Annotated in this window: 23 protein-coding genes; 8 read left to right on the forward strand and 15 right to left on the reverse strand. The window is 44.6% G+C overall.

Translation table 11 applies throughout. The features are described from left to right. The first annotated feature begins 278 nt into the window (after positions 1-278). Positions 279-707, forward strand: a complete 429-nt coding sequence (gene accB / locus B4240_RS03325; RefSeq protein ID WP_296236821.1) for an acetyl-CoA carboxylase biotin carboxyl carrier protein — start codon at positions 279-281, stop codon at positions 705-707. A gap of 158 nt (positions 708-865) precedes the next feature. Next, on the forward strand, positions 866-2,227 hold the full coding sequence (accC, locus tag B4240_RS03330; RefSeq protein ID WP_296236822.1) for an acetyl-CoA carboxylase biotin carboxylase subunit: 1,362 nt from the start codon (positions 866-868) through the stop codon (positions 2,225-2,227). Between the two features lie 142 nt (positions 2,228-2,369). Here the strand turns inward: accC and B4240_RS03335 are convergent, their stop codons facing one another. The 4 genes from B4240_RS03335 to leuA form a co-directional block, all read right to left on the reverse strand. Beyond that, positions 2,370-2,987 carry a hypothetical protein gene (locus tag B4240_RS03335; RefSeq protein WP_296236823.1) on the reverse strand — a complete coding sequence of 206 codons (618 nt, stop codon included), beginning with the start codon at positions 2,985-2,987 and terminating at the stop codon, positions 2,370-2,372. A gap of 212 nt (positions 2,988-3,199) precedes the next feature. Further along, a complete protein-coding gene (locus B4240_RS11580; protein ID WP_414707087.1) occupies positions 3,200-3,685 on the reverse strand; it encodes an IS630 family transposase in 486 nt (161 codons plus the stop codon). Between the two features lie 13 nt (positions 3,686-3,698). Then, positions 3,699-4,019 (reverse strand): IS630 transposase-related protein, encoded by a 321-nt coding sequence (locus B4240_RS03340; protein ID WP_025651424.1) that lies wholly within the window; start codon positions 4,017-4,019, stop codon positions 3,699-3,701. A gap of 172 nt (positions 4,020-4,191) precedes the next feature. Beyond that, positions 4,192-5,976, reverse strand: a complete 1,785-nt coding sequence (gene leuA, locus B4240_RS03345; protein WP_296236824.1) for a 2-isopropylmalate synthase — start codon at positions 5,974-5,976, stop codon at positions 4,192-4,194. 227 nt (positions 5,977-6,203) lie between these two features. On the opposite strand from leuA, the gene B4240_RS03350 reads away from it, so the two are divergent. Beyond that, positions 6,204-6,692 carry an Lrp/AsnC family transcriptional regulator gene (locus B4240_RS03350; protein WP_296236825.1) on the forward strand — a complete coding sequence of 163 codons (489 nt, stop codon included), beginning with the start codon at positions 6,204-6,206 and terminating at the stop codon, positions 6,690-6,692. Here B4240_RS03350 and B4240_RS03355 read toward each other — a convergent pair. From B4240_RS03355 to B4240_RS03375, 5 genes are all read right to left on the reverse strand, one after another. Beyond that, a complete protein-coding gene (locus tag B4240_RS03355; protein ID WP_296236826.1) occupies positions 6,673-7,941 on the reverse strand; it encodes a YbfB/YjiJ family MFS transporter in 1,269 nt (422 codons plus the stop codon). The genes B4240_RS03350 and B4240_RS03355 overlap by 20 nt on opposite strands. A 116-nt stretch (positions 7,942-8,057) precedes the next feature. After that, positions 8,058-9,413, reverse strand: a complete 1,356-nt coding sequence (locus B4240_RS03360; protein ID WP_296236827.1) for an ABC1 kinase family protein — start codon at positions 9,411-9,413, stop codon at positions 8,058-8,060. Between the two features lie 70 nt (positions 9,414-9,483). Next, positions 9,484-10,293: a HesA/MoeB/ThiF family protein gene (locus B4240_RS03365; protein WP_296236828.1), complete on the reverse strand. Its 810-nt coding sequence runs from the start codon at positions 10,291-10,293 to the stop codon at positions 9,484-9,486. A gap of 70 nt (positions 10,294-10,363) precedes the next feature. Then, positions 10,364-11,296 carry a peptide chain release factor N(5)-glutamine methyltransferase gene (gene prmC / locus B4240_RS03370; protein ID WP_296236829.1) on the reverse strand — a complete coding sequence of 311 codons (933 nt, stop codon included), beginning with the start codon at positions 11,294-11,296 and terminating at the stop codon, positions 10,364-10,366. Positions 11,297-11,359: 63 nt separating this feature from the next. Beyond that, positions 11,360-13,198, reverse strand: coding sequence for an AmpG family muropeptide MFS transporter (locus tag B4240_RS03375; RefSeq protein WP_296236830.1), 1,839 nt, complete (start codon positions 13,196-13,198; stop codon positions 11,360-11,362). Between the two features lie 401 nt (positions 13,199-13,599). Between B4240_RS03375 and B4240_RS03380 the strand changes: the two genes are divergently transcribed. The 4 genes from B4240_RS03380 to B4240_RS03395 all read left to right on the forward strand — a co-directional run bounded on the left by B4240_RS03380 (position 13,600) and on the right by B4240_RS03395 (position 18,778). After that, the gene (locus B4240_RS03380) at positions 13,600-14,529 is read left to right on the forward strand and encodes a LysR substrate-binding domain-containing protein (protein ID WP_296236831.1); all 930 of its coding nucleotides are present in this window, start codon (positions 13,600-13,602) and stop codon (positions 14,527-14,529) included. A gap of 202 nt (positions 14,530-14,731) precedes the next feature. Continuing rightward, on the forward strand, positions 14,732-17,290 hold the full coding sequence (locus tag B4240_RS03385) for a membrane-bound PQQ-dependent dehydrogenase, glucose/quinate/shikimate family (RefSeq protein ID WP_296236832.1): 2,559 nt from the start codon (positions 14,732-14,734) through the stop codon (positions 17,288-17,290). Positions 17,291-17,575: 285 nt separating this feature from the next. Continuing rightward, entirely contained in the window at positions 17,576-18,577 is a 1,002-nt protein-coding gene (locus B4240_RS03390; protein WP_296236833.1) for an LLM class flavin-dependent oxidoreductase, read from the forward strand. A gap of 48 nt (positions 18,578-18,625) precedes the next feature. Next, a complete protein-coding gene (locus B4240_RS03395) occupies positions 18,626-18,778 on the forward strand; it encodes a hypothetical protein (protein ID WP_296236834.1) in 153 nt (50 codons plus the stop codon). Between the two features lie 59 nt (positions 18,779-18,837). Here B4240_RS03395 and B4240_RS03400 read toward each other — a convergent pair whose 3' ends face one another. From B4240_RS03400 to ispF, 6 genes are all read right to left on the reverse strand, one after another. Continuing rightward, a complete protein-coding gene (locus B4240_RS03400) occupies positions 18,838-19,797 on the reverse strand; it encodes an AEC family transporter (protein ID WP_296236835.1) in 960 nt (319 codons plus the stop codon). 144 nt (positions 19,798-19,941) lie between these two features. After that, positions 19,942-20,145 (reverse strand): ChaB family protein, encoded by a 204-nt coding sequence (locus B4240_RS03405; RefSeq protein ID WP_296236836.1) that lies wholly within the window; start codon positions 20,143-20,145, stop codon positions 19,942-19,944. Positions 20,146-20,330: 185 nt separating this feature from the next. Next, positions 20,331-22,226 carry a tRNA uridine-5-carboxymethylaminomethyl(34) synthesis enzyme MnmG gene (gene mnmG / locus B4240_RS03410; protein WP_296236837.1) on the reverse strand — a complete coding sequence of 632 codons (1,896 nt, stop codon included), beginning with the start codon at positions 22,224-22,226 and terminating at the stop codon, positions 20,331-20,333. 251 nt (positions 22,227-22,477) lie between these two features. After that, positions 22,478-23,041, reverse strand: a complete 564-nt coding sequence (locus tag B4240_RS03415; protein ID WP_296236838.1) for a hypothetical protein — start codon at positions 23,039-23,041, stop codon at positions 22,478-22,480. A gap of 215 nt (positions 23,042-23,256) precedes the next feature. Further along, positions 23,257-23,607 (reverse strand): Grx4 family monothiol glutaredoxin, encoded by a 351-nt coding sequence (gene grxD, locus B4240_RS03420; protein ID WP_296236839.1) that lies wholly within the window; start codon positions 23,605-23,607, stop codon positions 23,257-23,259. Between the two features lie 209 nt (positions 23,608-23,816). Next, positions 23,817-24,317, reverse strand: coding sequence for a 2-C-methyl-D-erythritol 2,4-cyclodiphosphate synthase (gene ispF / locus B4240_RS03425; protein WP_296236840.1), 501 nt, complete (start codon positions 24,315-24,317; stop codon positions 23,817-23,819). 284 nt (positions 24,318-24,601) lie between these two features. Between ispF and mnmA the strand changes: the two genes are divergently transcribed. Then, on the forward strand, positions 24,602-25,819 hold the full coding sequence (gene mnmA, locus B4240_RS03430) for a tRNA 2-thiouridine(34) synthase MnmA (RefSeq protein ID WP_414707086.1): 1,218 nt from the start codon (positions 24,602-24,604) through the stop codon (positions 25,817-25,819). Positions 25,820-25,885 lie beyond the last annotated feature (66 nt).

Consider the following 25,885-nt stretch of genomic DNA (forward strand, 5'->3'; position numbering starts at 1 on the left):
TTATCCCGAACTGGGGTTATTAGACAGTCAATTATCACTCATTCAATCGTAGCGTCTAGTAACCACGACTGGCGCTACCTTGTCACATCGACTATGATAAATCCTTGAGCTTTTCTTACGCTTAAGCGCGCTTACGTCATAATATGTAAAAAAACTCAGTTAACAACTGTACATCGATTGCTCATTGCGGTGAATATAGGTATCATTAGCAATTACCAACACAATATTTAGTTACAACTATTTTTTTCTAGAATTTAGTACAAGGCCAAATTAAAATTATGGATATTGAAAAAATACGCACCCTGATCGCACTCATGGAAGAAAGTGAACTGGTTAATTTAGAAATCAGCTCGGACGACGAACATATTAGCTTAACTCGTCACTATGATGCGCCGGCACCGACGATGATGGCCGCACCTACCGCTGGTGCAGCGCCAATCGCTGCCGAAGCAAAAGCCGCCGTCAAAGCAGGCAGCGTTGAGACCTCGCCGATGGTGGGTGTTTATTATTCAGCCCCAAGTCCTAACGATCCGCCATTTGTAAAAGTCGGTCAAAAAGTACAAGCAGGTGATACGCTCGGCATTATTGAAGCGATGAAAATTATGAATCCTCTCGAAGCGACCCAAAGTGGTGTCATCGACGAAATACTAGTAGATAACTCTGAAGTGGTGCAGTTTGGTCAGCCAGTCATACGCTATAAAGCGTAACGCTAGCCGCCAACCTTTATTTTGTAATGATTGCACCTCGCTATTATTGACATGGCATCATCGCTCGATTTATCTGAATTTGATGTATCGCAGTTTGCTTTTACGATGTCCAAAATAGCGACGCTATCAATGACTGCCGCTTCGACAAGGATGACCCCATGATAAAAAAACTGCTCATCGCCAATAGAGGTGAGATTGCTCTTCGTATCGTTCGAGCTTGCAAAGCCCTTGGCATAGAGACCGTTGGTGTCTATTCAACGGCCGATGCCAATTTGATGCATCTGCGCTTTGTTGATGAAGCCATCTGTATTGGCAAACCCAATGCCAACCAAAGCTATCTTGATATCAATACTATTTTGACCGCCGCTGAAATCACAGGCGCTGATGCCATTCATCCCGGTTATGGTTTTTTATCTGAGAATGCTGAATTTGCCGAACAAGTGGAAGAAGCAGGTTTGACCTTCGTCGGTCCTAACGCCGACCATATCCGTTTAATGGGCAATAAAGTCTCTGCCATTAATGCGATGAAAAAAGCTGGCGTGCCAACCGTGCCCGGTTCAGTTGGTGCAGTGACTCTCCATAACGCTGAAGAGCAAGCGCGCAATATCGGCTTTCCCCTATTGATTAAAGCCGCTGCTGGTGGTGGCGGCCGCGGTATGCGCGTCGTTGAACGTTTTGACGAATTGATTGGACAAGTACAAGCCGCCAAACAAGAAGCTGAGCTATGGTTTGGTGACGATACGGTCTATATGGAACGCTATTTGCAAAATCCACGCCACGTAGAAGTACAAGTACTTGGCGACGGCAACGGCAATGCCATTCATCTATATGACCGCGATTGCTCATTGCAGCGTCGCCATCAAAAAGTGTTGGAGGAAGCGCCTGCGCCCGACATCCCTGATGATGTACGTGAGCCTATCTTAAAAGCCTGCGTCAAAGCCTGCGAGCTGGTGAAGTATCGCGGCGCCGGTACGTTTGAGTTTTTATTTGAAAATAACGAATTTTTCTTTATCGAAATGAATACCCGCGTGCAGGTTGAGCATCCGGTGACTGAGATGATCACTGGTATTGATGTCGTTGTTGAACAGCTTAAAATCGCGGCTGGCTATGGTTTATCGTATCGTCAAAGCGAGATTGAAATCCAAGGTCACGCCATCGAGTGCCGTATCAATGCCGAAGATCCAGCAACCTTTATGCCTTGTCCGGGTACAGTGAGCCAGTTGTTTTCACCAAGTGGCGCTGGCGTACGCTTTGACTCGCACCTCTACCCCGGCTACGAGATTCCAAGCTATTATGACTCATTGATAGGCAAACTCATTTGTCATGGTCAGACCCGTCAGCAAGCCATCTCTAAAACATTGCATGCGCTTGATGAATTGGTGATTGAAGGTATCAAAACCAATATACCACTGCATCGCGATGTGATTTTGGCCGATGATAATTTTGTTAATGAAGCGCAAAACATTCATTATCTCGAACGAGAGCTATTAACGACTAACAAAGCCAAAGCGGACTCATAATCTGTTTTAAAGTCTTATTAAATAATAAAGTCAGTAAAAAACCGCTACCTAAAAAGATAGCGGTTTTTTTATATGCCTAAATTTTATAAAGAACTGCTTACTTGTAAAAGGCTGTCTAAATGTAATAAACCACGCTAAAGTGCTAAGGCAATATTCTATTAAAGTTCATAAAGCATTCTGTGCCATCAGGATCGGCGCACCACTGCATTTTATTGCCATCATGGTTTAAAAAAGCTATTAACGCCTCGCCTGTCTGGTCTATCTGATTGCCTGAACAATCGACTTCATTATTGTCATAAACCGTTTTTAGCGCAATAATCGGCAAACCCTCATCACGGTGGGTAACCAAATAGCGGCCATACGTCCATTCTTTACCGCTAACCGCCCACATCTCATTGTCGGCTGCAAAGTTATAAATCTCTCGGCATTGATTAGATTTAGCTGCTGACGCCAGCATTTTTTTATTGCTGTTTGGCTGGATATTAACAACACGTTTTTCATTTTGGCTCAGCACTCCGCCCTCTGCATCAGCGCTTACTTTTGGCTCGCTGATTTTGCCGCCTTGCAGCTTTGACGCTGCTTGTCTGGCTTCTGCCTCTTTAGTCATCGTGGTGCCACTGTCTAAATCTATCTCCCACTGTCCGGCAATAGCAGGACTGATATGGGTGGTAATCGTGGGTTTACTAACCGCTTCACCATTCGCCGGCAGTGAAGCTAAAATTGATGCCAATGTAAATGACGCAAATGATATAGGTTCCATAATTAACCTTTTTTAATATTATAATAATTAAATGATCCGTACATTAGCGTAAGTCTTAGACACCAAAAACACAAGTAACATTATGCTATTGATGCTATTGCCCGTACCGCTTTCATCAGTGACAGGCTTGGTTTAAAAAAAACCTTTATAAATAGGTCATTTAAAGCGCTATTTCTTTAATATAGTCAAAGAACTTATAAATCGCCACACAGTCATAAGAAATAAAAGAACAGTGTGTCAACACAATCTAGCCGCCATTCCTTACGTTTTTGTTTGACCCAAGCCCACATTTGCTCGATAGGATTCAAATCAGGACTGTAAGGTGGCAGCCATAAAATAGTGTGCCCTGCATCTTCTATAAGTTCAGTTGTGTCTTTGCGCTTATGGAAGGTTGCATTATCCATAACGATTACACTGTCTTTCGGTAAGCTTGGTAGCAGCAGTTGTTCAACCCAGCTATGAAATACATCACTATTGACACTGCGATCATAAAGTCCAACAGCGAACAGCTGATTATTGTAAATAGCACCTATCGCATTGGTTTGGTTTTTAAGCTGCCAGTTGTATTGTCCAAAGCATTTTTTACCTCTATTAGAGTAACCGTAAGGCCTGTTTTCATGAGACTTAAAGCCACTTTCATCAAGATAGATAATAGGCTTATCATCAAACTCAAATTGCGCTAACTTTTCAAGAAATATTAAACGTTTTTTATCATCTGCTTTTGGATGAGTTAAGCTCTTTTTTTTGAGTGATGCCGATTCGTTTTAATGCAATGCCTATCGCTCTTTGAGTACAATTAAAACGCCGAGCTCGTTCGTGCTGATAGTCATCAGGATAAGCCTCTACATCCGCTCTCAGTAATGCATCGTCTATTTTAGTTGGGGTAAACTGACGTTTTTTACGCTCAGGAAATTTTTTCCAACGCTGAATAGTGTTGGTGCTAATTTGATATTCCTCGGCAAGTTGTCGAATGCTATAGCCTTCTGCCAGCTTATTGAGGATCAGTTGTCGGTAGTCTTTTGAGTATGCCATATTATATACTGTAGCGGATTTTTGTTTCTTTTACTATATTGCTTCAATAATAATATGGCCAATATTATAAGTCTCTATACACAAAAATAACGTCATGGCTTATTTGCGCGTTGCAAAAGCCATGACGTTATAGGTTATTCTACTAAGAAAAGCTAAATTAACATGAAAACTATTATGCAGCGGCTGGGCTAACGGCCTGCGCAAAAGCGGATAATGCGCCTTTAAGCATTGCTGATACGGTGCTACTACAAGTCCCAATGCCTGAGTAAACATCACCATCGACATTTAGCTGAATGTAGGCGGCAGCATTGGCATTGGTTTTGTTATCTCTATTGGTATCATCGTCGATGCCATCACCACTGTTGTGCTGCGGATTGATGGCGTGTTCGGCGTAATTGATAACATGGATAGATTTGCCTGTATGCTGTGCAAGTCCATCAATAAACGAAGACAATGGCCCGTTCCCCGTACCATCAATGGTAATGGTGTCCTCATTCATCTGTACTTGACCGTTAAAATACACCTCGCCGCCTTTATTATTGACACTATAATCTAAAAGCTCAAAGCTGCCTTGCTGCAAATAGGTCTCTGCAAAGGCTTGTAAGATTTCATCGTTTTGCAATTCACGGGCAACGCTTTCTGCTTGTTTTTGTACCACGCCGCTAAAGTCAATTTGCATCCAGCGCGGCAAATTAAAGCCATAGTTACGCTGCAAGATATAAGCAACGCCGCCTTTACCAGATTGACTATTGATACGCACCACATCTTGATAGCTGCGACCAATATGCGCCGGATCAATCGGCAAATAGGCAACGTCCCAAACGTTGTTGGTTTCATCTTGATGCTTCTCATTGTAATCAAGAGATTTTTTGATGGCATCTTGATGCGAGCCACTAAAGGCGGTAAAGACAAGCTCTCCAACGTACGGGTGGCGCGGATGTAGGGGCAAGTTATTACACTCGCTCACCACTTGGACGATTTCACTCATATTACTAAAATCAAGCTCTGGATCGACCCCTTGGCTAAACAAGTTCATCGCCATCACCATAATATCCATGTTACCCGTACGCTCACCATTACCGAGCAAGGTACCCTCGATACGATCTGCCCCAGCAAGGATACCAAGCTCAGCCGCAGCAACCGCGCAGCCACGGTCATTGTGCGTGTGCAAGCTGACGGTCACATGCTCGCGCTTGGCAAGATGGCGGCAAAAATACTCCACTTGGTCGGCAAATACGTTTGGTGTTGAGGCTTCAACGGTTGCTGGCAAGTTTAAAATCACTTCTTGACCATTTTCAGGCTGCCAAACCTCACACACCGCGTCACAGACTTCAACCGCATAATCTGTCTCAGTTTGGCTAAAGCTCTCAGGAGAATACTGGAACACCCATTCTGTTTCTGGGTATTTGGCTGCATATTCAACCAACATAGTCGCCCCAGCAATGGCTATCTCTTTAATTTCTGCTTTATTTTTACCGTATACCTTTTCACGTTGTACGCGGCTGGTTGAGTTATAGACGTGAACGATGGCACGCTTCGCCCCTTTTAATGACTCAAAGGTTCGAGCAATCAAATGCTCACGCGCCTGTACCAAGACTTGCAAAGTCACATCATCAGGCACATGGTTTTCTTCAATCAATTTGCGCGCAAAATCAAACTCCACTTGGGCGGCAGATGGAAAACCAATTTCAATCTCTTTAAAACCGACATCAACTAGAGTTTTGAAAAAACGCATTTTTTGTTCAATCGTCATCGGATCAATCAGCGCCTGATTGCCATCACGCAGATCCACACTTGCCCAAATTGGTGACTTCTCAATCGTTTTGCTCGGCCACGTGCGATCTGGCAGCACAGGTGCAAACGCAAATGGACGATATTTACGGAAATCAAAAGCGGCATTTTTTGGCGTAATCTTTGCAGGCGCGCGGTCTGCATTGCGTGTAGCTTGAGTAGGCATAACCAATCCTTAGACATGTAAAAATATGAGTTGAAGTATCGATTTTTAACGAATATCAATGAATACATCACTGTTTATCATACGAGATAATAAACACTTATGCCATTATAATAGCAAAGTTTCTGCGCTAGAAATCTGCTTTATTGCACTGTTTTTTATTAAATATTAGTGGATAAATCTATAATTTTTCCTATAATTGAATTATTTCACTAATAAGGCGCTAGAACATGATAAATAACCATACGGACGACTTATCATTGGCAAGTATCGATGATACCGACAGACAGCTGTTGCGCTTATTGCAAACCCAAGCACGGATGAGCATTACTGAGCTTGCCGAACGGGTCAATTTATCGGCGACCCCTTGCGCGCGCCGTATTAAACGCTTAGAAGATGCAGGTATTATCACCGGTTATCATACCCAGACCGATGCCCAAAAACTCGGCTACCCTTTGGCCGTCTTTATCGCCATTAGCATGGACCGCCATACCGCCGATCGTTTTGAGCAATTTGAAGATAAAATTCAAAGTTTTGATGAAGTCATTAGCTGTAGTATTGTCACCGGCCGTACCGAAGATTATTTAATCAAAGTGCGCGTACGCGACATGGCGCATTATGAGGAGTTTTTACTGCACAGGCTCAACCGCATCGAAGGCGTCGCCCAAGTGCATACCAGCTTTGAGTTACGGGAAGTATTTAACCGTAGCGTGGTTTAGTTTGACGCTGAAAAAAGAAAACCAAGACCAGTCCTACTAGTAAGCCAAGAGCAGCTACCATTAATCCGGCATTAAAATTGTCATGCTTTCCTGCCAGCGCCACCGTCACCAGCGGCCCCATAAACTGCCCTATTGCATAGGCTAAAGTCGCAAGCCCAATCAATAAGTTAGAGTAAGCGGGATTGATATTTTTAATCAAATTAAGCGTCATTGACACCATACCGACGAAAGTTAAGCCTAAAATCGCGGCATTACCGTACAAGCCTATAGCCCCGTCAAACCATATTGGTAAACCCATGCCGAACGCTTGCAATACCGTTAAACCCATCAAGGTTTTGCTCTCGCCAATACGCTTAGCAAGCGCGCCCCAAATAGGGTTTGATAGCATGGCAAAAACGCCAACGACAAGCCAAATCAGTAGTCCTGCATAGGTTTGCGTTGTGAGACGCTGCGCTGCCATTACTGGCAAAAATGTCGCCGACGTAATGTAGCCAAACCCTGCCAGCACATAGCTTGCCGACAGTAGTATGATCGCCTTAGTATGACCAGTAGCTGCTTCATATAAAGAGCGTTTAAAATTAAGATAAATTTGCTTTACAGACAGGCGCTGATTGCTGTGATTTAATTCAGCAGCTTGGGAGTTAAATGAATTTAAGCTTTTTGGTCTGATGGCATAAAGCAGCCATAATAACGGCAAACTGATCATCCCTGCTACCAGCCAAATGATATCGAAATGATAGCCAAGCGTTAATAACCACCACGTGAGTATGGCAGAAGCACTAATACCGACGCCAATACCAGCGTAATGCAATGCTGAGAGTACCGAGCGGCGCTCAATGCTAAAGCTTTGAATGACCAGCGATGAGCTTAAAATCATCGCTACCCCGCTTGCAATACCTGCTAGCAGCCGAATGACATACCAAGCATTTAGTGACAAATTTGGCAGCACCAGTAGCATGGTGGTGATAACACTTATTATCGTCCAAGATATAAGCATTTGCCATGTCAGGCGCTGAGGCACAAACATCGCAATCAGCGCACCAATAAAATAACCACTATAATTGACCGAGGCCAGCCAACCTGCAATGACCGTCGTTAAGGATAATTGCGTCATGATATCAGGTAAGGTTGCGGTAAATAAAAACCGCCCAAACCCCATAACCACCGCCAAACAATACAAGCCTATGCAAGCAATTGCCGTTTGATTGGTAATAATAGTAGCAGCACGGCTTTTAAAAGCAGTCATCATGACAGAGCCATTTTGTGGCAATAAGCACACAATCCTTTGTGTTAAAAGCAGTCAAAAGTAGTGATACATAACCAATTGAAAATAGAATAAAAGAGTTATAAAGATAATGCTTACTATTAAGAGATATTTCGGATTGGAGGACTTACCTGCTGAGCTACTTCTGTTTGTCCTAGCATTTGTACCCGTTGATCGCTAAACATATCCATATCGGGAGCAAGCGTGCGCATAAAGCGATCAAAATAAAGCATCTGTTTGGTCAATAAAGCAAAATCACGGGGGAAATGAATGCCATGACGCTTACCGACCTCGACAATCTCTAACATCATTTTATTAAGCTCGTCAGCTTGTTCTTTACTATTAAAAGGCACGCCACTGGTAAAGGCTTTGTCTTCTGCCATGATGGTTTGCATCATACGCTGCAAATCATTGCCCAATGCCACGACGTCAACTTGGTTGCCGCCATGGGTCATCTCCATATCGACCATATGACGTGCCATCGCTTGATAGTCACTGTCTTGCATTGCCTGCATCATTCCCATACAAGCGCGCCAGCTTTCAGCTTTGAGCCTACCCACGATTCCGAAATCTAAAAAGCCAATGCGTCCATCGGTCAGCAGCATCAAATTACCGGCGTGCAAATCCGCATGGAAGCTATTGCACAGCATCAAACTTGCAAACCAGGTGTTTAAGGTATCTGCCATCACTTGCGCTGGGTCAGTACAATACCGACGCATGGCCAACTCATCTATCATAGAGACGCCGTATAGGCGGCTCATGGTCAGCACACGCTTGGTGGTCAGCGTCTCATAAACGGTTGGCGCAACGACGCGTGTATTTCCTGATATTGCTAAAAACTGCTGAAAATCGCGGATATTTTGCGCCTCAGCAATAAAGTCGGTTTCGGCTAGCATGCGCAAACGAATCTCATCGATAATTGGGGCAATACTGGCAAAGCGCATCGAAGGCATTAACAGCTCAACCAACTTGGTCACACCATGTAAGACGCCCAAATCCGTTTGCATGATGGTTTCAACGCCCGGTTTTTGCACCTTTAGCACCACCTCGTCACCATTATGCAAACGTGCTGCATGCACTTGAGCAATAGAAGCGGAAGCAAGCGGTTTTAGGTCGATATAAGCAAATTTATCCTCAAGCGTCAGGCCATCAGCGGTCAGCTCTTCTTTTAAAACTTGCTCAATATAAGCATAAGATAGCGGCGTCGTTTGATCCAAACAGCTCTGAAATACCTCTACATATTCGCGCGGGAATAGTGACGGCGTACTGGCGATAAACTGGCCGATTTTGATGTAAGTCGTACCCAATTGTTCAAAGGTTTCTTTTAGCAGCATCGCATCAGGCTTTTCACCTTTAGCAATTCTAAGTGCTGAGAGACCAGCAACGCTTGCCGTTTGGCGCACACGATTAACAACATTAAAGGTGTGCTTTAATAAATGCGGACGATGAATTTTCATAAAAAACAACTATGACAATAAAAGAAGATGTGTGAGTAGTTAAAGAAAAAATGGATAAAGTAAATGTTTATTAATCATGGATTGTAAAATGCTCGGCACAAACTGGACAATGCGCATCTTTGCGATAGCCCATCAGCCGCTGCTGCATCTGGCTACCATCCCATATTAATAGTTTATTTGTCAGTGGATTTTTGGTTAAGCCTAAATATTGCAGCGCAGCATTGGCCTGCAAACTTCCCATAATCGCGGTTGTGCTGGCGAGCACCCCTGAATTGGCACACGTCCGTTCATCCGCCTCAGCATCAGGCATCACTGAGCCAAACACGCAATGGTAGCAGCCAGTATCCAAATGCGGTTCATATAGTGCCAACTGCCCTTGCATGGCTATTGCTGAAGCAGATAACAAGGGAATTTGGTAGCGGACACTAATGCGATTGATAATATCACGGGTAGCAAAATTATCCGTACAATCTAAAAGCAAATCAGGCTTGCCAGAGGCCATATCAAGCAGCTCATAAGCATTGTCTTCGCTCAGCCGAGCCACGGTACCACGAGCATTAATCAGAGGATTGATTTTATTTAGCATCTCAGCCGCGGTAAGGGCTTTAGGTTTGCCCATATCTTCAGGTAAAAACAGCGTTTGCCGCTGCAAATTACTAGCTTCAATCACATCATCATCAATCAGTTGTACTTGCCCAAGTCCTGCCCGTACTAGCGTCTCAGACGCAGGACAGCCAAGACCGCCTGCGCCAATCATGACCACACGCGAGGCTTTTAGGCGTAATTGAGCATCGATATCCCAACCATCAAGCAGAATTTGCCGCGCATAACGCAGCAGCTCTGCATCCAATAGCTGCCCTGTTTCTTTTGAGTGCGCCATATTTATCACCAAAACTTATCACCAAATTTATTCTTAAAACACTGCTTTTGAAAAACTAGCTTTTGAAAGTCTACGATGACAGTTGACCCAAAGTCACCCTGTCATTACCACCAAAATCTTTAAGCGTCTGTATGTGGGAAAATTTATTATCAGCAAATATCTGACGAACGGCTGCCCCTTGATCAAAGCCATGCTCAATCGCTAACAGTCCACTTGCCTTTAAGTACTGCGGCGCCTGCTCGACAATATGCTCTATATCAGCAAGTCCATGATTGGGTGCACTTAACGCGCTAATCGGCTCAGCGATAAGGTGTGCTAAATGCTCATCCTCCTCATCAATGTAAGGCGGATTAGAGACAATGACATCGAACAACGGCTCGTTATGATGAGACAACGCATCAAACCAACTGCTTTGGATAAACTCAATATCGGCAACGTCATTTACCGCCGCGTTGTGCTTAGCCACTTTTAACGCCTCTGCTGATACATCAACGGCAACGACCTGCCAGCTTTGTGTCTGGTCGTTCTGACCGCTTTGGCCGTTTAGATGGTTTTGTTTTAACTCATGCGCGAGACTAATCGCAATGCAGCCTGAGCCAGTGCCTAAATCTAATAGACGCTTTGGTTTATGATCGTCATCGGCACTTTTTGGTTGAGCGTCTAACCACGTTAATACTTGCTCAATCAATATTTCAGTATCGGGTCTGGGTATCAAGGTATGCTCATTCACTGTAAAGTTCAGCGACCAAAATGCTTGCTGACCTGTTAAATAGGCCAACGGCGTACCTTGCTGCATCTTCTTAATACCAGCATGAAATTGCGTAAGCTCGCTATCGGTCAATTGATAATTTTCATCCGTGATTAAAAATAAGCTTGGCTTATCAATGACACATAACAGCCAATCCGTGAACCAAAATGCGGGCAAATTGCTATTTTGACTCTCATTTAACCACTGCTGAAGCTGTTGTTTTATTTGCTTAATACTTTGTTCGTTATTAGACATTATAACTGCTCTTATTTACGGCACATTTATTCACCGTCGAACGATTCATTCATTGCCCAAAACCTATTTACCGCCCTCGCCATCACTGTCGCCATAAATATTATCATTATCGCCAATGACGATATGTTTATCGACAAAGTAAATCAGCGCCAGAATCGGGATACCAATGGCAAAGGTAAAAATAAAGAAGAATGGATAGCCCATACTATCAACGATAGAGCCTGAATAACCACCCAACACTTTAGGAATTAAGGTCATCAATGAAGAAAAAATAGCATACTGTACCGCGGTAAAACGTATAGAGGTCAACGCTGATAAAAAAGCGATAAAGACGGCGCTAGCAAGCCCTGCCGCTAAGTTATCAAATATCACTGCCGTATACATAATTGGCAAATTGCCCGGATTATACGTTAAAACCACAAACAACAAGTTCGTTGCACAAGCCAGTATAGCGCCAATCATCATGGCGTGCATGATGCGAAAACGCTGGGCTAACAGGCCGCCCAAGAAACCGCCAGCAATGGCCATAATCACGCCAACCAGTTTTACCGCGTTGGCAATATCGGTTTTACTAAAACCCATGTCTTGATAAAAAACGTTTGATATCACGCCGGCTACAATGTCAGATATGCGATATAGACCAATCAATGCTAATAACAACAGCGCTTTTTTTCCGTAGCGCCTAAAGAAATCTAAGATCGGCTCAATCCACGTTGCCATCGCGATTTCTTTTTTGACTAAACCGACTTTTACCAATGCATAACCTGCTGCCAGTGCGGCGGCTAAGCTTGTCAGCAGATGCAATGTCTCGCTGATAAAGCTGACAAATACGCCTTCAAACTCTGGCAGTACCTGACCTATCACGACATAGGCTGCGATAAACGCCACAACGGCAAACACAAACAGTAAAACCAACCTAACATAGTCTTCACGCGTCTCCGCTACCAAGGGCGCTTTATTAATGATTTTGGGTTGATTAATCATAAAATAAAGCAGTAGCAATGGCGCACAAGCAACCAGCGCTAAAAAGTAAAATTTAATACTCGGCATAGCCATCAGCGGTATCAACGCGACGGTGCTGTCAAACACCTTATTAATAAGGATATTGATAAGGTAGACGACGCCGAACAGTAACGCTGGTATCAATAGTAATGCTGAATAGATTAAAAAAACTTTGAGGTTATTTTTTTGTTTATTATTTTGCAAAATCTCAGCGGTTGGCTCATAACTGGCAAAGGTGGTCAATATCCCCAAAGTCATAACCGCTGCCATAATATAATAAGTATTACGCCACGCTTCATAGCTATAAAAAGCTTCCGTCGAACCAAAATAATCTGCCAAATAGAGCGCGCCAGCCCCAGCCACAATCATACCAACGCGGTAACCCGACACATAGATAGAGGACAAAATAGACTGCATCGATGGCGGCGCAAGCTCAATACGATAAGCATCAATGACGATATCTTGCGTCGCAGAAGAAAAGCCTAACAAAACTGCCGCGCCTGCCATATAAACCAAGACATCTTCGCTAACAGGATTGACCGTCGCCATCAAAAAGATGGCCAATACAATGAGCAGCTGTGATACCACCATCCAACTACGGCGGCGGCCCAACCATTTGGTCAAAAAAGGTACCGGCAGCGCGTCGATTAATGGCGCCCATATAAATTTAAAGGAATACCCTAACGCCGCCCAACTGAACATAGTGACAACGCCGCGGTCGATGCCCGCTTCTCTTAGCCATAATGATAGGCTTGAGAAAATAAGCAAGATGGGAATACCTGCTGAAAATCCCAAAAACAGCATGATAATAACGCGCGAGTCAAGATAAGCCTTGGCAGCTTCTGCCCATGATTTTTTGGCAATCGGTTGTTCAGGCGTTACAGGTTGGATGGCAGACATAATCACTCACCAAAAATTGAGACAAAAAAAGCAAAAGCCAGCGTTAGGACAAAATTGAATTATGGTACTTGAGAACGCTAACCTTGACTAGATGTTTTTGCATTAACTTAGGGCCGCTAGCATTTGTCTGCACCATTTGTTTCAGCATAGTAACGGTGAGTATCGCAAGCTTTCACGTATGTTAAAAATTTGAGAATTCTGTCTTTGCGTGGATTATTTTTGCGCTCATCACACTTATTTCGATAAAACTAAATTTCTATATTCCTAATTAACATAAATTCATAGCTATTTATTATATACAAGAATAATAGCTTTAATTTATACTAGCTACTTATTGAATATTTGTAGGTTTTTATTTTTTATACAACAGCGTTTGTATATTTATACAATAGGGTTAAGTGATGGCAATCGACGTAGTGGTCAATCAGCGGCATCTACAAATCCAGCTCAAACAGTTGGAAACAGTGTGGCACACGGTAATTAATGGCTATAATTTAAGTCAAGCGGCCACCGTGCTGCATACCAGCCAGTCCAGTCTATCCAAGCATATTGCAGCACTTGAAAATCAGCTGAGAACCGAAGTGTTTGTGCGCCAAGGCAAACGCCTGACGGGGCTGACGCCCATGGGCACAGCGCTGATGCCGCATATTGAATCCATCTTTGCAGAAATTCGTACGATTGAAAATCTCAGTCTTGATTTTAATAATCCCAATATTGGCACGCTGACGATTGCGACCACGCACACGCAAGCGCGTTATGTATTGCCAAAAGTGGTCAAAGAGTTTAAAGACCGTTTCCCCAAAGTCAATTTAATCCTGCAGCAAGCCGACCCTGAAACCATCGCCCAGATGGTCATTCGTGGACAAGCGGATATTGGCATTGCAACCGAATCCTTATTGCACAACGACTATCTACGCTGCTACCGCTATTACGACTGGACGCATCGCGTTATTGTACCAAGCGATCACGAGCTGGCGGGCTTAGAATCCATCGATTTACCGACGCTTGCAAGCTACCCAATCGTGACTTATCACGGCGGCTTTACGGGGCGCGGCGCTATTGATAAAACCTTTAGCGACGCAGGACTTGAGCCTGATATCGTACTCGCAGCGCTTGATGCCGATGTAATTAGCACCTATGTGGGACTAGGTTTAGGCATTGGCATTATCGCTGAAATGGCATTTGAACCAAGCCATTATCATAACTTAACCGCTATTCCTGTCGACCATTTTGGACGGTTTACCAGTTGGATGGCTGTACGCGATGATGCTGAGATTCGCCAATACGGTCGCGCCTTTATGGAGCTGTGTCAGAAACAATTTGACAACTAAACAAAGCGGTTAAAGCGGCTGTCCTACCTTACGCCTCCTTTACCGAGCTTATGCATAAGTGATAAAATACAGTCTCAAACGTTATTTAACGTTTGATTTCTTTTTTATTTCTGCATGTATTGCTGGACGCCTAGACATTGATTTGTACTGGGTGTCGATCACTGCATGTCCATTTGCCTCTATGTAACAGGTGATACCGCTCATGGAAAAACTCGTAGCGATCATTATGGCAGTTTTTGCCGCCCCTTTGCTTATTGGCGGCGCTTATCTGCTCTCTTTAGGCGGTAGTCCTTACTATCTTTTTGCTGGCGTTATGATGTTAACGACAGCATTTTTATTGTTCAAAAAACATTGGAGCGCTTACGGGGTGTACGCGATATTTATCGTTGTGACACTAGTATGGTCGCTTTGGGAATCTGGATTTTATTGGTGGGCGCTGGCAACTCGCTTGGGTTTCCCACTAATATTTGGTTTATTAATGCTTTTACCGTGGGTCTCTAAGAAGATGCACGGGAAACACGCTCAAGTAACAACCACAAACAACACTAAGAAAAGTCCTCTTTATTATTGGGGACTAATGGCCAGTGTGGTTGTGGGCGCACTGCTCTCTTTTGGTAGTATGGCCAATAATGCCACCGACAAATTGGGCGAGCTCGATTTAACTGCCAAAGATGACGGCGGTCAAAATGCCACTTCTACCAACCTTGGCGACCCATTATCCACTGGTGAGCAAACACCAGATGGTGAGTGGAGCGCCTATGGCCGTACTAACTATGGCCAACGCTACTCTCCTTTGACTCAAATCAACACAGAGAATGTCAAAGATTTGGAGCTAGCGTGGCAAATCCAAACCGGTGATGTCAAAGGTCCTAATGATGTTGGCGAAACCACTTATCAAGCAACCCCACTAAAGATCGGCAACGCTCTTTATATGTGTACGCCGCATAACTGGGTGCTAGCATTAGATGCCGACTCTGGTGAGACTCTATGGAAGTTCGATCCTAAGGTTGGCGAAAACCTCCAACGTCAGCATCAAACTTGCCGCGGTGTCTCTTATTACGCTGGTCAAGCTGGTACAAAAAGCACTACGCCAGCAGCTAATGCTAGTACCGAGACAGCTAGCGATAGCGCCGTCAGTGACACCACTGATAATAACGTAGTAGCGGCTAATAAACCGGCTGCGACTGGCGATACATTGGTGCAAAAAATTGCTGGAAATACCTTTGAAAATCCTTCCAAGCAATGCGATGCCAAGATCTTTATCCCAACCTCTGATGCCAAGCTATATGCCCTCGATCCAAAAACAGGACAACGCTGTCAAGACTTTGGTGAAGATGGCGCATTAGATTTGATGCACAACATGCCGTTCCAGCAAGCAGGCTACTACTACTCAACATCTGCCCCAGTGGTTGCAGGTGGCGTTATTATTGTCGCTGGTGCTGTTAACGACAACTACGATGTAAACTCACCCTCTGGTGTGATCCGTGCTTATGACGTGAATACTGGCGAGCTTATGTGGAACTGGGATTCAGGTGATCCTGACAACACAGCCCCTTTTGATGTCAATGATCCAACTCAAGTCTATCGCACCAGCTCGCCAAACTCATGGTCGACTGCCAGTGCTGATGAAGAGCTTGGTTTGGCCTACTTCCCAATGGGCAATCGCACGCCCGATCAGCTCGGTAGCTATCGTAATGCTGCTGAAGAAAAGTATGCAACCTCTGTGGTCGCACTAGATCTGAAAACTGGTGAAGCGCGCTGGGTACAGCAGTTTGTCCATCATGACCTTTGGGATATGGACACGCCTGCGCAGCCAACACTGCTTGACTTAGATACCGCTGATGGTGTCCAGCCTGCATTGGTGGTACCGACTAAACAAGGTGATGTTTATGTCTTGAACCGTGCAACAGGCGAGCCTATTGTACCTATCAAAGAGCGTGATGCACCGCAAGGCTACCTCATTGCTGGTGAACATGCTGCTCCGACGCAACCTTATTCTGGTTTGAGCTTTGAGCCGCCGATGTTGAAAGAAAAAGACATGTGGGGCGCAAGTCTCATCGATCAGATGATGTGCCGTATTGAGTTCAACAAACTCAACTACGACGGCCGCTATACGCCGCCATCAACCAACGGTACTTTAGTCTATCCTGGTAACTTTGGTACCTTTAACTGGGGCGGTCTCGCTGTCGATCCTGAAAATGGCGTGATGTTCGGCATGCCAACTTACCTTGCCTTTACCTCAAAACTCATCCCTAAAGACACACTTGGCGATGTTGAGACCAATAAAGGTGAACAAGGTGTGAATGCCAATGAAGGCGCAGACTATGCGGTAGAAATGGGACCATTCTTATCACCACTTGGTGTACCTTGTCAGCAGCCACCATGGGGTACGATCGCAGGTGCTGATCTGGCCACAGGTGAGATTGCTTATCAGCGCAAAAACGGTACTGTACAGGACTTATCTCCTATTCCAATCAAGTTTGAATTGGGGGTGCCTGGTATCGGCGGACCTATCATCACTAAAGGTGGCGTCGCATTCTTGTCAGCAGCAACCGAAAACAACTTCCGAGCTTATGATCTAAAGAATGGCGATGTCCTATGGAATGTACGTATTCCAGCAGGCGGACAAGCCACGCCTATGACTTATTTGAACTCTAAAGGTGAGCAAATGGTGGTATTGGTAGCTGGTGGACATGGTTCAGTAGGTACGAAGATTGGTGATTATGTGGTCGCTTATAAGCTTGGCGACCAAGCTAAATAATCGGTCTAAGTGATCGACTGCAATAACCACTCAGTTAAATAACGTCATTTTGAGAAAGCAGGTAACTTCGGTTACCTGCTTTTTTATGTGCTGACGCTTTTTATTATACGATTCTTTTTATGATGATAGACTTATTTATCAACGGATGCTGTTGCTCACCAAGTGCCTAAATCATCGATAATCTGTCTTTGTTATGATTTATTGCTACTCTGTAACACGGCTTGAAATCGGTAATGGTGACAAGCATATCAAGAGAAAATAATTAATCACTCTACTGGATAATTTATGAGTAACAAAATCCCTTTATCTTTTTTAGATCTCGCACCAGTACCTGAAGGCCATACCATCTCTGAAGGTATTGCTCAAACGGTACAAACCGCGCAGCAAGCAGAGAAGTCTGGCTTAAACCGTTACTGGATGGCAGAGCATCATAATATGCCAGGTATCGCTAGTGCAGCGACGTCGGTACTGTTATCGCATATTGGTAGCCAAACCAAGCGTATCCGCATTGGTGCTGGGGGTGTGATGTTGCCCAATCACGCACCGCTTATTATTGCTGAGCAATTTGGTACTTTACAGGCACTATATGGCGACCGTATCGATTTAGGATTAGGCCGCGCACCGGGTACGGATGGCGCTACCTTTCAAGCGCTGCGCCGGCAAATGCAAGATGCCGATCGTTTTCCGCAAGATGTACAAGAATTGATGTATTTTTTAGGTGATGGTACGGATAACAGCCCTGTACAGTCATTTCCAGGTGCAAAATCTAACATTCCGATTTGGATATTGGGCTCATCGCTATTTGGGGCGACCTTGGCGGCGCATTTGGGTCTACCGTACGTCTTTGCTTCGCATTTTGCCCCGCAAATGATGGCGCAAGCGATCAATGTTTATCGTGAACAATTTAAACCATCGGCGCATCTAGATAAGCCTTATGTGATGCTTGCGGCCAATTTATTACTTGCCGACGATGATGCCACCGCTCATTATCACTTTACCTCAGCTCAGCAAAGCTTTGTACGCCTGCGCCGCGGTGAGCGGGGACAAATGCCGTTGCCGACGCATGATATGGACAGTATTTGGAGCCCTGCAGAAAAAATGATGGTAGACAACGCTTTGTCCGTTTCATTTATCGGTTCTGTAGCAACCGTACAACCAAAACTTGCGGAATTTATCGCAAAATATCAACCCGATGAGCTGATTGTCACTGCCAACGTTTACGATCAGGCAGCGCGCCTGCGTTCACTTGAACTTACATCAGAGTTAAACTTGTTTACTTTACAATAGCGCACTGCCCTTGCATAATTATTGATAAACCTTAAGGAGATTACGGTCATGGAACCTTCTGCCTCTATCGGCTCATCAATATTTTTATACATCGCAGCATTTATTGTAGTCTTGATTATTGGCGGTTATTTGACGTACCGTGTTAGCCCTAAACGCAAACATCGCCGCGTGAATAAGCACGATAAAGACAATATAAGATAACAACAATAAATGCTAAAAGTCTCTTTTTCTGGTTTGAAAAGGAGACTTTTTTAATGGCACTATATCCATCCTAAGGCGCGCAGTATCGCCGCGCCAATCGCCATACCAAACATGGCTACCACCGTGGTAAACGCCAAAATGTTCGCGGCCAATATGTCGTTGCCGCCCATGGCTTTTGCCATGACATAACTGGCAGCGGCGGTTGGTGACGCCACCATCAAAAACAGCACACCCATGTGCACGCCTGACAAACCAAAACTTAACCCAACGGCAATAGCTACAATAGGCGCAATAACAATACGGCCAATACTGGCTTGCATGGATAAGCCGGACGGGTGCAGCATTGACTTTAAATCAATACTTGCACCGGCACAAATCAGCGCCAATGGCAATGCCACCGCTGCCAGTAAATCGCCAGTTGTATGAACAACGCCAGTAATAGGCGGCAATGGCAGGGCTTTATAAGCAAAAGCTGCTACTAACGCGATAATCAATGGATTGGTAAACAGCTTTTTGATAATCATCGTGCTGCGACTTATCCACGTATCGTCCGCGCTTTTGGACACACGGCTTAGCGTAATGACCGCTAGGATGTTAAACAATATCGTTACCACACCCATATAGACCGCACCAATACTTAACCCTTGCTCCCCATAAGCGTTAGCAACGGTTGCCAGTCCGATAATCGCCATATTGCTGCGAAAGATACCCTGTACAAACACCCCTTGGTCGGCAGGCTTATTGATAAAATACTTGGCATAAATCTCTGCGCCAATAAATAAAACAAAGGTCACGACAATACCCGCAATAATCAAGGTCATTTGCTTGGCATAATCGACCTCACTATCAACGACGCTAAAAAACAACAAGCAGGGCAAACAGTAATTAAAAACAAAACTGGAAGCCTGATCGATAAAGGCTTGACTGGCTTCCCCGCGCCTTTGCATAAAAAAACCCAACCCCATCAAAACAAGGTTGGGCAATACGATGGTAATGGCAAAAATAATAGCAGCGGTCATAAATAAGCTCAGCTTAGCAATATATCCGAAGCTATATTGTTAAATGAATAAAAAGTCATGATTAGGAGTGGGTTTAAAATGAGTTAGCTTAAATTAAAGCCACTTTATTATAAAGTATAAACGCCATTGTTGCTGTTTTGAATACTAATCTGACTTTTTTACCCACTCGCCATCATCATTTTTCTCATAACTGTTTTCAACAGCGGCCCACGCCGTAGCAAACCAACGCGATTCATCATCGTACTCTTTACTGGCACTATTAAACGCTGCCATAAAGATTTCTTGCGCGTGCTTAGGTAAGTTGTCTTTTACGGAATCTGGTAATTCTGAGCGTTTATCATAAGGCATAATGCTTCTCCTTGTTATCACAATTATAGTATTTTTAAATTTCCTTCTCTTAAAGTAGCAATTTATGAACCAGCAAACTGTTCTGAAATTGTTAAGTGTTTTACCATAAAAAAACCCGTAACGATTTCTCGTTACGAGCTTTTCCATAAACATACTTTAAAACACAGTGCTTTGCTAAGCCGTCATTATGAATTTAATGCCGCTTGTGCTTTCTTTTGTTTTTTAACCGTCATGGCCAATAGCTGAATGGCAGCTGGCGTGACACCGCTAATACGACCCGCTTGAGCTAAAGTTGCTGGGCGGATTTGTGCCAGTTTTTGTACAATCTCATTCGACAATCCTGACACCACACTATAATCAAAATCCATCGGCAAGGCGGTGTTTTCCAAACGCTTCATCTGGTCGATGTCTTCTTGCTGACGATCAATGTAGCCGGCATATTTAACAGAAATCTCAATCTGCTCGCCCACTTGGCTATCAACCTCTGAGCCAGTAATAGCCGCGATATCGTTAAAATGTATTTGTGGGCGTTTTAATAAATCATAAGCAGTCGACTCTTTAGACAGCACCTCTCCTGTCTGCGCGGTAACTTGCTGACCTAAGGCATTAGCAGGCGTTGCCCAAATATCTTTAAGTCGCGCCGTTTCGCTAGCAATGGCTTCCATTTTTTCTTGATAGGCCTGCCAGCGCGTATCATCTACCAAACCAAGCTTGCGACCCGTTTCGGTTAAGCGCTGATCGGCATTGTCTTCACGCAAGAGCAAGCGATACTCGGCGCGGCTGGTAAACATCCGATACGGCTCGGTGGTACCATGCGTAATCAAATCATCGACCAGCACGCCAAGATACGCTTCATCGCGGCGCGGCGTCCAGATATCAAATTCACTATTTTCACAAGTAACCAATGCTGCATTGGTACCGGCTAATAAACCCTGCACGCTCGCTTCTTCATAACCTGTTGTGCCATTGATTTGGCCTGCGAAATACAAGCGATCGATTGATTTGGTCTCTAAAGTTGGCTTTAGATTTTGCGGATCAAAGTAATCGTATTCGATGGCATAGCCTGGACGCGTGATATGCGCATTCTCTAAACCTTTCATACTGTGAATAAAGTCTAATTGCACATCAAACGGTAGGCTGGTCGAGATACCATTTGGATATAGCTCATGGGTGGTTAAGCCTTCTGGCTCAATAAAAATCTGATGGCTATCCTTATCGGCGAAACGGTGAATCTTATCTTCAATCGATGGACAATAACGCGGCCCCACGCCTTCGATTTTGCCAGAAAACATCGGTGAGCGGTCTAAATTTTCGCGGATAATGTCATGGGTGCGCGCATTGGTATGAGTGATATAACAGTTGACCTGCTCAGGATGCATCGACACATCGCCCATATAGCTCATCACCGGTAGCGGCGTATCGCCCGGCTGCACTGTCATCACGCTAAAATCAACACTACGCGCATCGATACGTGCAGGCGTCCCTGTTTTTAGGCGGCCAACGGGCAATTTAAGCTCGCGCAAACGGTCAGCAAGTTTGATAGAAGGCTGATCCCCTGCTCGTCCGCCTTTTGAATTCTCTAATCCGATATGAATAACGCCGCCTAAAAAAGTACCTGAGGTCAGTACCACGGTTTGGGTGTTAAAAATAATACCCGTCGCCGTTACCACAGCTGTTGCGCGGCCGTTTTCAACCAAGATATCGTCAGCTGCTTGCTGGAATATATCCAGGTTTGGCTGATTCTCAAGCGTATGACGAATGGCGGCTTTATAAAGAATGCGATCCGCTTGCGCACGCGTGGCACGAACAGCGGCACCTTTACGGCTATTTAACACGCGAAACTGGATACCAGCTTTGTCCGTCGCCAACGCCATCGCCCCGCCAAGCGCATCAATCTCACGCACCAAATGCGACTTACCGATACCGCCAATCGCAGGGTTACAGCTCATCTGTCCTAGCGTCTCGATATTATGCGTCAAGAGTAACGTTTGCGCCCCCATACGTGCGGCTGCCAGAGCTGCTTCTGTGCCAGCATGACCACCGCCGATAACTACCACGTCGTAATTTTTTGGGTATTGCATGTATGCCTCACTTGACTCGCAACGCAACCGTGCGCCAGAGGCCATGTCAAATAGCTTGGCTGCCGGTAAATAAACGTCAGTCGAATTTAAAAAAGAGATAACGACCCAGATAGAATAGACAAGCCGTTAAAGATAGGTTAGATAGCCGGTAATTATAACAATTTTTTGCCGTTTAAAAAACGTTATGCGAAAAACTATTCAAATTATCCATCAAGCAAAAAGTATAAAAGGTTTGTACACTTGGCCTAAACTTATTTACCCGGGCTAAGCGGTACAATGCGATCTGTCTGTCCACTTGCGAGCATGTGGTGGCTGCCATAGCCTTCTGGATTAATCTGCAAATAGGCATTCATTTTACCGATAGCATCGCCATCGTTGGTCGCCAAGATTTGCTCTTTTATCGCCTCAACTGGCGGCAAGGGTAAGTTTTTTAGTAGTGCCAAACGCTGATCGTTGTCACCTTTTACCACAACCAATTCAATAAGTTGCCGCGCATCGATGGGCAGATCAGGCGTATTTTGTGCCAACAATGCCAAATGATAGGCGCCAGCCGCATCTTGGTCAGCGACGATACGCTGCTCAATAGCAATATAAGTCGCTTCAGTGGCACCGCCCGCCACGCTAAGCTGATGGATACATTTAAGCGCAGAATTTGGTTCATTGTCCGCCATATCAGTAAGACGAACCGATTCGTTTTTTAAATGCTCGCGGCGTTTTTCGATAGCCGCTTGTGCCGCTGTTTCTTGTTCTTGCTCAGTGCTTTCTAGATTGCGGGTTTGCTGCTCATTTAATTGGCTATTCAATGGGTTGCTCATAAGTCTCTCTTATTATTTAATCGGCGTTTATCTTGTACCCTATATGGGGATAAAGCTTATAAAAACAATGAATTGCTTAAACAATAAAAAACCCGAATAGCTACTCCAATCTATTAAGGAAGGCTATTCGGGTTTACTTTGCTTCAATACTTTGAACCTTTTATTGAAACATATAAATGTCCAATAAAAGCGCTGAAATATAAAGTGCTGAAATATTAAGCGGCTGGGCTATTGGCTTCAATCAAAGGCTTAAGCTCGCCTGACTGGTACATTTGTAAAATGATGTCTGAACCACCCATCAATTCACCGTCGATCCATAGTTGTGGGAACGTTGGCCAGTTACCAACCTTTGGCAACGTCGCGCGAATCTCTGGATTTTCCAAAATATTGACATAGGCAAATGGACGGCCAATTTGAGTCAAAACCTCAATCGATTTGGCAGAAAATCCGCACTGCGGAAACTGCGGCGTGCCTTTCATATAAAGGATGACTTTATTGTCTTTGATTTGATCACGAATCAGCTGTTCAACATCGTTTGTAGCGGTATTTGGGGTTTGCTCGCTCATAAAAGCTCCTATTCATTAAATAATCGATAAAACATTAAACCTAGCATGTGGCTGGTACATGGGGCGATTGCGGCTATATTGCAAGCCCCATCCATAATAGTCAGCAGTGAATGACAATCAATGGCCAATAGTAATCAGTAGTAATAACAGTCAGCGGTAATAACCGTCAATGTTAATAACAATCCACCTTGTTGATTTACTATTTGGGATTAAACGCCTGTCGTATTAGAAACCAATAATACCACGGCATTGGCCATAATGCCCTCTTGCCGACCGGTAAAGCCTAATTTTTCGGTCGTTGTGGCTTTAATGCTGACATTACTCACATCGGTTTGCAAGTCGCTGGCGATATTTTCGCGCATAGCCAAATTATATGGCGCCAATTTTGGGCGCTCGCACATCACGGTAATGTCGGCATTGCCTAAAGTATAACCGGCGGCTTGCACTTTACCATACACATAACGGAGTAGGACGCGCGAGTCCAAGCCTGCGTGCGCGGCATCGGTATCTGGAAAATGTTGCCCAATATCACCAAGTGCTAGCGCGCCAAGTAACGCATCGGCAAGCGCATGCAGCACCACATCACCATCAGAATGTGCAAGCAAACTATGGCTGTGCTCAATCGGCACGCCTGCCAGTATGACATATTGCTGCTGCTCGCCCGTATTATGAAACGCATGAACATCAATACCTTGACCAATTTTTATCATTGTTATTCCAAGTGAATGAAGAGTGATGAGAATAATTTAGAATCGTTATCTAAATTTCCAAAGCGGTTTTACCAAAGGTGAGCGCGCATAGGTCGCCACCGCTTTCAATTAGCTGTTATAATGTGACGCTTATTTTATCACAATACCTAGACCAACATACCCAATCCAAAAATCATAGTAGCACCGTTAACCATTTATGCCCTTCTATGTGGCTGTTATTTTGGTTTAAAAAGCGCCTCTATTTTTGGATAACGTATAAATTGTTGAGCAATTTTATGTCAGCCATGTCAAACACATCTAGCCTACCCGTTTCAGACTTTTTTAGCCCTCAGCGTCCTCTAACGCTTGCCGATATTGACAATCCTAGCAGCAAGCATGTCATCGTCGGCATGTCGGGCGGCGTCGACTCGTCTGTCTCTGCCGTTTTGCTCCAGCAAGCAGGCTTTAAGGTGGAAGGTCTGTTTATGAAGAACTGGGAAGAAGATGACGGCACCGAATATTGCACGGCGATGGATGACCTAGCAGACGCGCAAGCGGTGTGTGACAAAATCGGTATCAAGCTGCATACTGCCAATTTTGCGATGGAATATTGGGACCGAGTTTTTGAGCATTTTTTAGCCGAATACAAAGCCGGACGCACGCCAAATCCAGATATTTTATGCAATAAAGAAATCAAATTTAAAGCGTTTTTAGATTATTCGCTGACGCTTGGCGCCGATTATATTGCCACTGGTCACTACACGCGCCGCAGCGTGAATTATGAAAACAGCAACGGCGAAACGGTCGCCCAGCTCTTACGTGGACTGGATAATAATAAAGACCAAAGTTATTTTTTACATGCCGTTGGCGGTGATAAAATTGCCAAAACGCTATTTCCAGTTGGTGAGCTTGAAAAGCCAGTGGTGCGCCAAATCGCTGAAGAGCACGGTTTAATTACCGCTAATAAAAAAGATTCAACGGGTATTTGTTTTATTGGCGAGCGCCGCTTTAAGGACTTTTTACAGCAGTACTTGCCTGCGCAAAAAGGCGATATCGTCACCGACGACGGTCATATTATTGGGACACATGATGGCCTAATGTATTACACCTTGGGTCAGCGCGGCGGCATCGGTATCGGCGGGGTTAAAGACCGTCCTGAGGAGCCTTGGTTTGTACTGGCAAAAGATTTGGACAAAAACCGTTTAATCGTTGGACAAGGTCATGAGCATCCCATGATGCTAAGCAACGAGCTACAAGCCTATAAACTTGACTGGGTCGATGGTCTGCCGCCTGCCGACATATTTAGCACGGAAGGCTTACGCTGTATGGCAAAATCCCGCTATCGTCAGCCGGACCAAGCCTGCCGTGTTTACGCGATGAATGACGACGGCTCGGAGGTGCGTGTGGTATTTGATGAGCCGCAGCGCGCCGTCACGCCCGGTCAATCAGCGGTATTTTATATCGATGAAGTTTGTCTCGGCGGCGGTGTGATTGCGGCTATTGATGCGCCGTGTGGGTTTTAGTTTTTGATAATTTTTAGCTTTTATTTATTTTGTTGTCTTTAGCTTTTTTAACATTTCAGCGCAGAA

The organism is Psychrobacter sp. UBA5136, from assembly GCF_002414005.1.
In the GTDB taxonomy this organism is placed as follows: domain Bacteria; phylum Pseudomonadota; class Gammaproteobacteria; order Pseudomonadales; family Moraxellaceae; genus Psychrobacter.